The organism is Bacillus sp. SYZHCR11 (assembly GCF_057196865.1).
Genome location: NZ_JBXUND010000001.1, coordinates 114,997 through 127,898 on the forward strand (window position 1 = coordinate 114,997; position 12,902 = coordinate 127,898).

At 46.9% G+C, this 12,902-nt stretch carries 14 protein-coding genes; all 14 read left to right on the top strand.

Translation table 11 applies throughout. The annotated features are described in order from the left end of the window. Nucleotides 1-72: 72 nt before the first annotated feature. The 14 genes from hepS to trpA all read left to right on the top strand — a co-directional run bounded on the left by hepS (nt 73) and on the right by trpA (nt 12,900). Nucleotides 73-828, top strand: a complete 756-nt coding sequence (gene hepS / locus AC2CGA_RS00555; RefSeq protein ID WP_007409455.1) for a heptaprenyl diphosphate synthase component 1 — start codon at nt 73-75, stop codon at nt 826-828. A gap of 5 nt (nt 829-833) precedes the next feature. Continuing rightward, nucleotides 834-1,535 carry a demethylmenaquinone methyltransferase gene (gene menG, locus AC2CGA_RS00560; RefSeq protein ID WP_003153453.1) on the top strand — a complete coding sequence of 234 codons (702 nt, stop codon included), beginning with the start codon at nt 834-836 and terminating at the stop codon, nt 1,533-1,535. Between the two features lie 28 nt (nt 1,536-1,563). Further along, nucleotides 1,564-2,526 carry a heptaprenyl diphosphate synthase component II gene (gene hepT / locus AC2CGA_RS00565; RefSeq protein WP_003153454.1) on the top strand — a complete coding sequence of 321 codons (963 nt, stop codon included), beginning with the start codon at nt 1,564-1,566 and terminating at the stop codon, nt 2,524-2,526. 120 nt (nt 2,527-2,646) lie between these two features. After that, nucleotides 2,647-3,093: a nucleoside-diphosphate kinase gene (gene ndk / locus AC2CGA_RS00570; RefSeq protein ID WP_003153455.1), complete on the top strand. Its 447-nt coding sequence runs from the start codon at nt 2,647-2,649 to the stop codon at nt 3,091-3,093. Between the two features lie 189 nt (nt 3,094-3,282). Continuing rightward, nucleotides 3,283-4,053, top strand: coding sequence for a protein-glutamate O-methyltransferase (locus tag AC2CGA_RS00575; RefSeq protein ID WP_003153457.1), 771 nt, complete (start codon nt 3,283-3,285; stop codon nt 4,051-4,053). Between the two features lie 71 nt (nt 4,054-4,124). Next, a complete protein-coding gene (aroC, locus tag AC2CGA_RS00580; protein ID WP_003153459.1) occupies nt 4,125-5,297 on the top strand; it encodes a chorismate synthase in 1,173 nt (390 codons plus the stop codon). After that, nucleotides 5,297-6,385: a 3-dehydroquinate synthase gene (gene aroB / locus AC2CGA_RS00585; RefSeq protein WP_044053373.1), complete on the top strand. Its 1,089-nt coding sequence runs from the start codon at nt 5,297-5,299 to the stop codon at nt 6,383-6,385. The genes aroC and aroB overlap by 1 nt, the downstream gene beginning before the upstream one ends. Next, entirely contained in the window at nt 6,382-6,765 is a 384-nt protein-coding gene (aroH, locus tag AC2CGA_RS00590) for a chorismate mutase (RefSeq protein ID WP_003153463.1), read from the top strand. The genes aroB and aroH overlap by 4 nt, the downstream gene beginning before the upstream one ends. A gap of 223 nt (nt 6,766-6,988) precedes the next feature. Further along, the gene (gene trpE, locus AC2CGA_RS00595) at nt 6,989-8,536 is read left to right on the top strand and encodes an anthranilate synthase component I (RefSeq protein ID WP_014305309.1); all 1,548 of its coding nucleotides are present in this window, start codon (nt 6,989-6,991) and stop codon (nt 8,534-8,536) included. Then, nucleotides 8,508-9,524 carry an anthranilate phosphoribosyltransferase gene (trpD, locus tag AC2CGA_RS00600; RefSeq protein ID WP_043867246.1) on the top strand — a complete coding sequence of 339 codons (1,017 nt, stop codon included), beginning with the start codon at nt 8,508-8,510 and terminating at the stop codon, nt 9,522-9,524. Before trpE ends, trpD begins: the two co-directional genes overlap by 29 nt. Continuing rightward, nucleotides 9,517-10,269, top strand: a complete 753-nt coding sequence (gene trpC, locus AC2CGA_RS00605) for an indole-3-glycerol phosphate synthase TrpC (RefSeq protein WP_139885585.1) — start codon at nt 9,517-9,519, stop codon at nt 10,267-10,269. The genes trpD and trpC overlap by 8 nt, the downstream gene beginning before the upstream one ends. Before the next feature lie 4 nt (nt 10,270-10,273). Continuing rightward, complete coding sequence (locus tag AC2CGA_RS00610; RefSeq protein ID WP_014305306.1) at nt 10,274-10,927, top strand: phosphoribosylanthranilate isomerase; 654 nt, start codon at nt 10,274-10,276, stop codon at nt 10,925-10,927. Continuing rightward, complete coding sequence (gene trpB, locus AC2CGA_RS00615) at nt 10,908-12,110, top strand: tryptophan synthase subunit beta (RefSeq protein WP_014305305.1); 1,203 nt, start codon at nt 10,908-10,910, stop codon at nt 12,108-12,110. The genes AC2CGA_RS00610 and trpB overlap by 20 nt, the downstream gene beginning before the upstream one ends. Further along, complete coding sequence (gene trpA, locus AC2CGA_RS00620; protein WP_007612229.1) at nt 12,103-12,900, top strand: tryptophan synthase subunit alpha; 798 nt, start codon at nt 12,103-12,105, stop codon at nt 12,898-12,900. The genes trpB and trpA overlap by 8 nt, the downstream gene beginning before the upstream one ends. Nucleotides 12,901-12,902: the final 2 nt, after the last annotated feature.

Genomic DNA, 12,902 nt, shown 5'->3' on the forward strand with positions numbered 1-12,902 from the left:
TGCGTATAATAATGACGAGTAAATCTCATACATATTAGAATAAATGTGAATTTGGGGACAAGGGTGATATTTTTGCAAGACATCTACGGAACTTTAGCGAATCTAAATACGAAATTAAAACAAAAGCTGTCTCATCCTTATTTAGCGAAACATATTTCCGCGCCTAAAATCGATGAGGATAAGCTTCTTCTTTTTCACGCTTTGTTTGAAGAGGCGGACATTAAGAACAACGACAGAGAAAATTACATAGTAACTGCGATGCTTGTCCAAAGCGCCCTTGATACCCACGATGAAGTGACAACAGCCAGAGCGTTAAAGCGAGACGAAAATAAAAACCGGCAGCTCACCGTGCTTGCCGGCGACTATTTCAGCGGACTGTATTATTCGCTTTTATCTGAAATGAAGGATATCTATATGATTCGGACGCTCGCTACGGCAATTAAAGAAATCAATGAGCATAAAATCCGTCTGTACGATCGGTCTGTCAATGACTTGAATCAATTGATCGAAAGCATGGCGATTGTGGAAGCGGCCCTGTTTCACAGAGTGTCAGACCACTTTAATCTTCCGCGCTGGAAAGAGCTGGCGAGTGATTTTTTTGTATATAAGCGGCTGATGAACGGCAATGCTATATTTCTCGATGTCATCGGCAATATTGTAAAGTCAGGGAAATCAAAGGCTGACATAATGGAAGATAGCTTCCGAAAGGCAAAGCAAAGCATTGAAACGCTGCTGCCGCTCAATTCACCAATCCAAAACCTCATGCTGAACCGGCTCAAAGCGATCAGCCAGGACAAAACATATCATCAGAAAGTGGAAGAAGGGTAATCAACATGCAGGAGTCAAAAGAACAGCGCGTACACGGCGTGTTTGAAAAAATCTATAAAAATTATGACCAAATGAACTCTGTTATCAGTTTTCAGCAGCATAAAAAATGGCGCGATAAAACGATGCAGATTATGAATGTAAAAGAAGGCGCAAAAGCGCTTGATGTCTGCTGCGGAACGGCTGACTGGACGATTGCCCTCGCAGAAGCAGCCGGAAAAAGCGGCGAAATCAAAGGACTGGATTTCAGCAAAAATATGCTGAGCATCGGCGAGAAAAAAGTGAAAGAGGGCGGTTACAGCCAAATTGAGCTTTTGCACGGAAATGCGATGGAGCTTCCCTTCGCTGATGATTCTTTTGATTTTGTCACCATCGGCTTCGGGCTGCGGAACGTTCCCGACTATCTGACCGTGCTGAAAGAAATGCGGCGGGTCGTTAAACCGGGCGGGCAGGTCGTATGTCTGGAAACATCCCAGCCGGAAATGTTCGGATTCAGACAGGCATATTTTCTATATTTTAAATACATCATGCCTTTCTTCGGAAAAATGTTTGCGAAGAGCTATAAAGAATATTCTTGGCTTCAAGAATCGGCAAGAGAATTTCCCGGTATGAAAGAACTTGCGCGTCTGTTTGAAGAAGCGGGCCTGACGAATGTCAAATACCATTCGTTTACCGGCGGAGTGGCCGCTACGCATATCGGTTGGAAATGATGAATATACAGATGTTTGGGTGAATGATATGAAATTTAAAATGGCCTATTCTTTTTTAAATGACGATATTGATGTGATCGAAAGGGAGCTTGAGCAAACGGTGCGGTCAGACTATCCCTTGCTGAGTGAAGCCGGGCTCCATTTGCTCCAGGCGGGAGGCAAGCGGATCCGCCCTGTTTTCGTATTGCTTTCCGGCATGTTCGGCGACTATGACATTAATAAAATAAAATATGTTGCGGTGACGCTGGAAATGATTCATATGGCGTCCCTCGTGCATGACGACGTCATTGATGACGCCGAGCTGCGGAGAGGAAAACCGACCATCAAAGCCAAGTGGGACAACCGTATCGCCATGTATACCGGTGATTATATGCTTGCGGGCTCACTTGAGATGATGACGAGATTGGATGAGCCGAAAGCCCACCGGATCCTGTCCAAAACCATCGTAGAAGTATGCCTCGGAGAAATTGAACAGATCAGAGATAAATACAATATGGAACAAAACCTCAGAACCTATTTGCGCCGCATCAAACGGAAAACGGCTCTTCTCATTGCCGTCAGCTGCCAGCTCGGCGCCATCGCTTCGGGAGCTGATGAGAAGATTCACAAAGCATTATATTGGTTCGGCTATTACGTGGGCATGTCCTACCAGATTATTGACGACATTCTTGATTTCACTTCAACGGAAGAGGAACTGGGAAAGCCGGTCGGAGGGGATCTGCTGCAAGGAAATGTCACTCTGCCCGTTTTGTACGCGCTCCGTCAGCCTGAATTGAAAAATCAGCTGAAATTAATTAACAGTGAAACAACACAGGAGCAGCTCGCCCCCATTATTGAAAATATTAAACGCACAGACGCAATTGAAAAATCAATGGCCGTCAGTGACAGGTACTTAAAAAAAGCGTTTGAAAAACTGAATACACTGCCGAGAGGACGGGCGCGCTCATCATTGGCCGCCATCGCCAAATATATCGGCAAACGGAAATTTTAAATTCCTTTTACGAACAAGATGTGAACATTCTCCGCCCTGGATTGATTAATTGTCAGAAAGATGTTACGATTTCGGTGTGCAACTTGAAAGCCTATACATAATGATGGGGTGGAGAATCTTATGGAAAAAACTTTTATCATGGTAAAACCGGACGGCGTACAGCGCCAGCTGATCGGAGAGATTTTATCCAGATTTGAGCGTAAGGGCTTACAATTGGCAGGAGCCAAGCTAATGCAAGTTTCAGAACAGATGGCTGAAAACCATTATGCTGAACATAAAGGGAAGCCGTTTTTCGGCGAGCTTGTGGAATTCATTACATCAGGACCCGTATTTGCAATGGTATGGGAAGGGGAAAATGTAGTAGAGATCACAAGACAGCTGATCGGAAAAACGAACCCGAAAGATGCACTGCCGGGCACGATCCGCGGTGACTACGGCATGTTTGTCGGCAAAAATATCATTCACGGTTCAGACTCCTTAGAAAGCGCTGAGCGGGAAATTGACATTTTCTTCAAACAGGAAGAGCTTGTACCGTATCAAAAATTAATGGCCGACTGGGTGTACTAAGCCGTCAGCCTTTCTTTTTCTCTTGTTATGAAAAGGTTTACATATTTTAAGAAAGACAGAGGCTGCGCTGCCCTGTCTTTTCATTTCTCACAAATCAGCCTGCGGGCTGATTTTTTTATTGAAATCGTACAAATTAGAAAGAAAACAGGCTATACTAGGACAAAAGACAGCGAGATTGGGAGAGAAGCAATGGAGCCTTACGAAATTTTTATCACCAAGTGGAAACAAATAACCGGCGTTGATTTATCTTTATACAAAGAAGCACAGATGAAAAGACGGCTGACGTCCCTTTATGAAAAAAAGGGATTCAAAGATTTTCAGGAATTTGCCGCCGCTTTGGAGAAAGACAAGCTTTTATTAAATGAAACATTGGACAGGATGACGATCAATGTTTCTGAATTTTACCGAAATTATAAACGGTGGGAAGTTCTTGAAACCTCAATTCTTCCGTTAATAAAGCATAACAAACCGTTAAAAATATGGAGTGCGGCCTGTTCAACGGGGGAGGAACCCTATACTTTGGCTATGATTCTCAATCAGCAGACGGGGCTGGCCGGATTTGATATATTGGCTACAGATATTGATGAAAAGGCGCTTGGCAAAGCCAAGCGGGGCATCTATCAGGAACGCTCGCTGCAAGAGGTGCCGGCTTCCGTGAAAAGCCGTTATTTCACCAAGCAGGCTGACAACAGTTATCAAGTAAAACAAGAGATTCAAAAAAACATCCGGTTTAAGCGGCACAACCTGCTCGCCGACAGCTATGAACAGGATTTTGATCTGATCGTCTGCCGCAACGTCTTTATTTATTTTACTGAAAAAGCAAAAGAAGAGCTGTATGTGAAAATGGCGGGCAGTCTGAAAAAGAACGGAATTCTGTTTGTCGGAAGCACAGAGCAGATTTTCAGCCCGGAAAAATTCGGCCTTGAGAGCACTGATACATTTTTTTATCAAAAAAGATAGAAGACATTTAATGAAAACTTGTGGTATAGTTTTACTTAAAAGCGTTAATGCGATGAAGGGAGAAGAAAGAAATGAGATACTTAACAGCCGGAGAATCACACGGCCCGCAGCTGACGACAATTATAGAAGGTGTGCCTGCGGGGCTTTATATAACTGAAGAAGACATTAATTTTGAGCTTGCCAGACGTCAAAAAGGGCACGGCCGCGGACGCCGCATGCAGATTGAAACGGACAGAGCGAAAATCACAAGCGGCGTGCGGCATGCCCGGACACTCGGTTCACCCATCGCGCTCGTTGTAGAGAATAAAGATTGGACTCACTGGACAAAAATCATGGGCGCAGCACCGATTACAGAAGAAGAAGAAAGTGAAATGAAACGTCAGATTTCAAGACCGAGACCGGGACACGCAGATTTGAACGGGGCTATTAAGTATAATCACCGCGATATGAGAAATGTGTTAGAACGATCTTCCGCGCGTGAGACAACGGTTCGAGTGGCTGCCGGAGCCGTCGCTAAAAAGATTTTAGCGGAGCTTGGCATTAAAGTCGCCGGACACGTCCTGCAAATCGGCAGCGTAAAAGCAGAGAAAACCGATTACACATCCATTGAGGATCTCAAACGGGTAACGGAAGAATCACCGGTCAGATGCTACGATGAAGAAGCAGGCCGTCAAATGATGGCAGCCATTGATGAAGCGAAGGCAAACGGCGACTCGATCGGCGGAATTGTTGAAGTGATCGTCGAAGGTATGCCTGTCGGTGTCGGAAGTTATGTCCACTATGACCGTAAGCTGGACAGCAAGCTCGCTGCAGCCGTTCTGTCGATTAACGCGTTTAAAGGCGTAGAGTTCGGCATCGGTTTTGAAGCGGCCGGCAAAAACGGCAGTGAAGTTCATGATGAAATCGTATGGGATGAAGAGAAAGGCTATACACGCGCCACAAACAGGCTCGGAGGATTAGAAGGCGGTATGACGACGGGAATGCCGATTGTCGTCCGCGGCGTCATGAAACCGATCCCTACTTTGTATAAGCCGCTGAAAAGCGTCGACATTGAAACGAAAGAACCGTTTACAGCGAGCATTGAACGTTCAGACAGCTGCGCGGTTCCGGCAGCAAGCGTAGTGGCTGAAGCTGCAGTGGCCTGGGAAATCGCAAATGCCGTCGTAGAACAATTCGGGCTTGACCAGATCGACCGCATTAAAGAAAATGTTGAAAACATGAAAAAACTATCGAGGGAATTCTGATGAAAGAGCTTGAGGTTCGGACAGCTTCCTCCGCATATCCCGTGTATATCGGTGAAGGCATAAGGAAACAGGCCGCTGCTCTTTTGTCTTCACTGAACAGGCCGCTGACAAAGATCCTTCTCGTCATCGATGCTGAAGTTGACCGGCTTTACGGCGATGAGATGTTCCGGCTTTTAAACGAAACATGGCCCGTGAAAAAAGTAATCGTTCCAAGCGGAGAAGAAGCGAAGTCTCTAAAAGAGTATGAACGGATTCAAACGGAAGCGATCGCTTTCCATATGGACCGCTCCTCATGTATGATCGCCTTCGGAGGCGGCGTGACGGGTGATTTGACCGGCTTTTGCGCAGCGACTTTTATGCGAGGAATTGATTTCATTCAAATGCCGACGACACTGCTTGCCCATGACAGCGCGGTCGGCGGCAAGGTGGCCGTCAACCATAAACTCGGAAAGAACTTAATCGGCGCGTTTTATCAGCCGAAAGCGGTGATTTACGATACGGAGCTTCTGAAAACCCTGCCGGAACAAGAGCTGAGATCGGGCATGGCTGAAGTGATCAAACACGCGTTTATCGCCGATCATGCTTTTTTAGAAAAACTTCTCACGTTTGACACGTTGCAAGGACTGACAAGCGCTGAGCTGAATGAAATGATTTATAAAGGAATTTCAATCAAATCGGCCGTCGTGCGTGAGGACGAAAAGGAAGAGGGGATAAGAGCTTTTCTGAATTTCGGCCATACGCTCGGCCATGCCGTTGAGGCGGAATACGGCTACGGCCGGATTACTCATGGAGATGCGGTCGCCCTCGGCATGCAGTTTGCCCTTTACGTGAGTGAACAGGTTGCGGGTTGCAAGATGAACAGGAAAGAACTCACACAATGGCTGATTGGGCTCGGCTACCCGGGAAGTATCAGACAAGATATTGAAACGCCGGTTCTCTCCGCCCGGATGATGAATGATAAAAAAACGCGCGGAGGCATGACACAGTTCATCGTGTTAAAGGAATTAGGCGAAGCGCGGGACTGCATGCTTTCAAAAGATGAGCTCGAAAATTTGCTGAACAAATGGCGAATGGAGGAAACAGCATGATGATACGCGGTATTCGCGGAGCAACAACGGTGGAACAAGACACCGAACAAGAAATTTTAGAAAAAACACAGCAGCTGCTTGAAAAAATCATTGAACAAAATGGATGCAAGCCGGAAGACGTTGTACAGATCCTGTTATCCGCCACGCCTGATATCCATTCCGTATTTCCGGCAAAAGCGGTCCGCCGCCTTTCCGGGTGGCAGTACGTCCCGGTGACGTGCATGCAGGAAATGGATGTCACCGGCGCTCTGCAAAAGTGTATCCGTGTCCTGATGACGGTTCAGACGGATACGCCTCAGGATGAAATCAAGCATGTCTATTTAGAAAAAGCCGTTGTGTTAAGGCCGGATTTATCATTGACAAAAAATACTGACATGTAATACGATAAACAAAGCTTAGAAATACACAAGAGTGTGTATAGAGCTGGTAAGTAAGATATTGAACAGTTGAGTTTAGAATAGGGTAGCAGAGAATGAGTTTAGCTGAGCTGAGATAAACACGTTTTTATTCTGCCCAAAAGAAGCCTTTCTTTTGGGTTTATTTCTTATACGCAAGACTCCTCTCACTCTTCATCTCATTCTCCTTACCGTAAGGAGGAGAATCATGAATTTACAATCGGATGTTTCTTTATTTTTAAAGGACAGTCTGACACACCGCACCATTCCAATCGCAGAGACTTTTACGGTCGACACGATCACACCCATTCAGATGGTTGAAAAACTGGACAGAAACATTACGTATCTTTTAGAAAGCAAGGATGAGTCGTCAAGCTGGTCGAGATACTCTTTTATCGGCCTCGATCCTTTTATCACGATTAAAGAGAGTCATCACACATTCACTGCCGCTGATCCAAACGGGCATACGCTGTTTGAAGCCGGAGAATTAAAAGCCGTGCTTGATTGGATGAATGAAAGCTTCCGCATTAAAACACCCGAGCTTGATATCCCGTTTTCGGGAGGGGCCGTCGGTTATCTGAGCTATGACATGATCCCTTTGATTGAGCCTTCCGTGCCGAGCCACGCGAAAGAAACAGATTTCGAAAAATGCATGCTGTTTGTCTGCCGGAAAATCATCGCGTACGACCACGAAACGAAACAAGTGCATTTCATTCAATATGCGGCGCTTAACGGCCGGGAGACGGAGGAAGAAAAGCGGGCCGTTTTTAAAGAAAATTGCGCGGAGCTTCGTAAGCTTATCGGTATTTTGACAGAACCGAAAGATATGAAAGAGCCGTTTTTTTCTAAAGAAACATTTGAAACGCCAAGTTTTGCCGATGTGACATCCAATTATACGAAAGAAGAGTTTATGGCCGGCGTCGATAAACTGAAAGAATATATAAAAGCCGGAGACATTTTTCAAGGGGTGCTTTCGCAAAAGTTTGACATTCCGGTATCCAGACATTCATTTGAGCTGTACAGGGTGCTCCGCATCGTCAATCCTTCACCTTATATGTACTATATCAAACTGCCTGACAGAGACATTGTCGGAAGTTCGCCTGAACGTCTGATCCGCGTGGATGACAGACACCTGGAAATTCATCCGATTGCCGGAACGAGAAGAAGGGGCGCCGGAAAAGAAGAGGACGATCGCCTCAAAAAAGAGCTGATGAATGACGAAAAAGAGAAAGCTGAACATTATATGCTCGTCGATCTTGCGCGCAATGACATCGGCAGAGTTGCGGAGTACGGTTCCGTAGCCGTTCCGGAATTCACAAAGGTCGTTTCTTTTTCACATGTGATGCACATCATCTCTGTTGTAACCGGCCGTTTAAAACAGGGCGTCCATCCGGTTGATGCGCTGATGTCGGCATTCCCGGCAGGAACACTCTCGGGCGCTCCGAAAATCCGCGCGATGCAGCTTTTAAATGAATTAGAACCGACTTCCAGAGAAACCTACGGCGGATGTATCGCTTATATCGGATTTGACGGGTCAATTGATTCGTGTATCACCATCCGCACCATGAGTGTCAAAAACGGTACGGCGTCGGTGCAGGCGGGCGCGGGAATAGTCGCTGATTCCGTCCCGGAAGCCGAATATGAAGAGAGCTGTAACAAAGCGGGGGCGCTTTTAAAAACGATTCAAATCGCAGAAGACATCTTTTCTGGCGGGGAGGAGAAGACGGATGAACAAATTTCTGCAATCGTGCGTTAATGGCCGCACGCTGAAAACCGGAGAAGCCGAAAAGCTGATGGAGATGATGATGAACGGGGCCATGTCGCAGTCTGAGATCGGGGGGATTTTATCGGTATTAGCCCACCGGGGTGAAACGGCGGAGGAGCTTGCCGGATTTGTAAAAGTGATGCGGGCGCGGGCACAGACGGCGGGTGGCTTGGCGGATGTCGTTGATACGTGCGGAACAGGCGGAGACGGGATTTCTACGTTTAACATATCCACGGCAGCGGCGATTACAGCTTCTGCCGCCGGAGCTAAAGTTGCCAAGCACGGAAATCGCTCCGTTTCGTCTAAAAGCGGCAGCGCGGATGTGCTGGAAAAGCTGGGGGTTTCCATTCAAGCCACTCCAGAAAGCGTCAAACGCAGCATTGAAATGAAACAAATGGGGTTTTTGTTTGCGCCGCTGTTTCATTCGTCAATGAAGCACGTCGCCGCCGCAAGAAAAGAGCTTGGCTTCCGAACCGTATTTAATCTGCTGGGCCCGCTCAGCAACCCGCTGCAGGTGAAGCGGCAGGTGATCGGCGTCTATTCATTTGATAAAGCGCGCCTGATGGCAAGCGCTTTGGAACAATTTGATGTCAGACACGTCATGCTTGTGTCGGCGCGTGACGGATTAGATGAACTGTCCATCACAGCACCGACCGATATCATTGAGCTGAAAAACGGTGAACGTCTGGAATATTCCGTTTCACCTGAACAATTCGGTTTTGCAGAAGGTTCATTGAAGGATATTCAAGTGAGTTCATCAGAAGAAAGCGCGCTTCTCATTCAGAATATTTTTGCAAATAGAGCTCCGTCATCCGCACTGCATATTACCGCCTTAAATGCGGGCGCGGCCATTTATACGGCAGGTCTTGCAAACGATCTGAAAGAAGGAACGAAAACAGCCTTAGAAGCGATTCAAAACGGAGATGCCAAAAGGCAGCTCGAACGTCTGAAACAGAAAGAGGAAGAAATGTATGCTTGATCAAATCATTCTGCAGAAAAAAGAAGAAATCAAATCCATCGTGCTGCCGGAAACCTGTCAAATTGAACGGAGATCCTTTAAAGAAGCGCTCCTGAACCCGAACCGTTTTATCGGGCTGATTGCCGAAGTGAAAAAAGCTTCGCCGTCTAAAGGATTGATTAAAGAGCATTTTGTTCCGGAAACGATTGCGGCGGATTATGAAGCGGCTAAAGCCGACGTCCTTTCGGTTCTCACGGATTCCCGTTTTTTTCAGGGGAGAAATCAATTTCTGACAGATGTTAAACAAACCGTGTCTCTTCCCGTGCTGAGAAAAGATTTTATTATTGATTCCCTTCAGGTGGAGGAATCGTTCAGGATCGGCGCCGATGCCATTTTGCTGATCGGGGAAGCGCTGGAACCTTCAAAGCTTCATGAGCTTTATCTGGAAGCCTGCGGGAAGGGCATGGACGTTCTCGTTGAAGTTCATGATGAAACTGTGCTTGAACGGATTTTACAAGTGTTTCAGCCGGACATTCTCGGCATAAACAACCGGGACTTAAAAACGTTCCGTACTTCTGTTTCGCAAACGGAAAAAATAGCGCAGCTTGTGCCGGACGGCTGCCTGCTGGTCAGCGAAAGCGGCATCGGTTCTTTGGCTGACCTGCAATTCGTCAACAAGCACGGGGCGCAGGCTGTATTGGTCGGAGAATCCTTAATGAGAGAGGATTCGCAGCAAAAGGCGATCCGCGGACTGTTCGGAGAGTGACGATATGAAAAAGCCTGAGTTAAAGTACTGCGGAATACGATCGAAGCGTGATTATGAACTTGCGGCAGCTTCAGAAGCGGATTATCTGGGATTTATTTTTGCCGCAAGCAAACGGAGAGTAACGCCGGATGAGGTCCGGAAATGGAAAGAGCAGGTCCGGACAGACAAGAAACATGTCGGAGTATTTGTAAATGAAACGATAGAAAACATCGCGCAAATCGCATCTGATCTGGCACTTGACGTCATCCAGCTTCACGGTGATGAATCGCCTGAGGATGCCCTTCGCCTCCGTCCGCTTGTGCGCTCGGAAATATGGAAAGCGCTCCATCACGGGGAAGGGACGCTCCGTCAGATGGCTCAATTTACACCTGCTGTCGACGGCTATGTCATTGATTCTTCAGTGACAGGAATGAGAGGCGGAACGGGAATCGCGTTTTCATGGGCCCGTGTCCCCTTGTACCGAAAGCAGGCTCAAAATGCAAGCAAGCGCTGTTTTATTGCGGGCGGTGTTAATCCTGAAACGATTACCGGCTTACTGAGATCGCGTCCGTGCGGTATAGATCTTGCCAGCGGAATTGAAAAAAACGGACACAAGGATCAAACACTGATCCGGCTTTTAGAAGAAAGGATGAACCACTATGTATCCATATCCAAATGAAATCGGAAGATACGGCGAATTCGGCGGCAAATTTGTCCCTGAAACATTGATGCGGCCCCTTGAGGAAATCGAAACGGCTTTCACAGAATTAAAAAATGATCCTGTTTTTCATGCCGAATATAAAAAACTATTGTTTGATTACTCCGGAAGACCGACTGCATTAACGTTCGCAGACAGGGTGTCAGAGTATTTGGGAGGGGCGAAAATCTATCTGAAAAGAGAAGATTTAAACCATACCGGCTCTCATAAAATTAACAACGCGTTAGGCCAGATTCTGCTTGCTAAAAAGATGGGCAAAACGAAAATCATCGCCGAAACCGGTGCGGGACAGCACGGTGTGGCTGCCGCGACAGCCGCCGCAAAATTCGGTTTTAAATGTACGGTTTTTATGGGTGAAGAAGACGTTGCGCGCCAGTCGCTGAACGTATTCCGGATGAAACTGCTCGGCGCGGAAGTGGTGCCGGTCACAAGCGGCAACGGCACGCTGAAAGATGCGACGAATGAGGCAATCAGGTATTGGGTCCAGCATTGTGAAGATCATTTCTATCTTATCGGTTCTGTAGTGGGTCCGCACCCATATCCGTATATCGTTCGTGAATTTCAGAAAATCATCGGCGAGGAAGCGAAAGAACAGCTCCGCCGGGTTGAAGGAACGCTCCCGGACAAGGTTGTTGCATGTGTCGGCGGCGGAAGCAATGCGATGGGCATATTTCAGGCCTTTTTAGACGAAGACATTGAGCTGATCGGCGCCGAGGCGGCCGGAAAAGGGATTGATACGCCGCTGCATGCGGCAACGATCGCAAAAGGGACGCTCGGGGTGATTCACGGATCAATGACCTATTTAATACAAGATGAATACGGGCAGATTATCGAACCGTATTCCATTTCAGCAGGCCTTGATTACCCGGGGATCGGCCCTGAGCACGCCTATCTGCACAAAAGCGGCCGTGTAACGTACGAAAGCGTGACAGACGATGAAGCGATTGCCGCGTTACGTCTGCTTTCTGAAACAGAAGGTATTCTTCCGGCTATTGAATCTGCCCACGCCCTGGCAAAAGCGTTTGAAATGGCAAAGGACATGGATAAAGACAAAATCATTCTCGTCAGTTTGTCGGGAAGAGGAGATAAAGATGTTCATACGCTGATGAATGTTTTGGAAAACGGGGTGGAGACACATGTTTAATCTGCGAGATTCTGAAAAATTGTTTATCCCTTTTATCACAGCGGGCGATCCGCTTCCTGACATTTCTGTTGAACTGGCAATATCATTACAGAATGCAGGCGCTTCTGCCCTTGAAATCGGCGTTCCTTACACAGATCCGCTTGCGGACGGACCCGTCATACAACGGGCTTCAAAACGGGCTCTGGAAAACGGAATGAATATCGTAAAAGCCATTGAACTTGGCGGCAAAATGAAAAAAAACGGCGTTCATATTCCAATTATCCTCTTTACGTATTATAATCCTGTGTTACAATTAGAAAAAGAATACTTTTTCGCTTTACTGCGGGAAAACGACATAGACGGCCTGCTTGTACCCGACCTTCCATTAGAGGAAAGCGCCCTTTTGCAAATGACATGCAAAAAGGAGAACATCGCTTATATCTCGCTGGTTGCGCCGACAAGTGAAGACCGTTTGAAAATAATTACTGAACAGGCCTGCGGCTTTGTGTATTGTGTATCCTCTTTAGGAGTGACGGGCGTACGCAGCGAATTCGATCCGTCTGTATACTCTTTCATCCGTAAGGTGAAAGAATTCAGCTCTGTTCCGGTGGCGGTCGGTTTTGGCATTTCAAACCGCAAACAGGTTGACGGGATGAATGAAATATCTGACGGTGTCGTTGTCGGCAGCGCGCTTGTCAAAAAAGTTGAAGAGCTTAAAACAAAGCTTGTGAATCCCGGCACAAGAGCTGATGCGCTTCTTGAATTTGAAGAATACGCGAAGACGTTCGGACGACTGTACAGTGTAAAATGAGG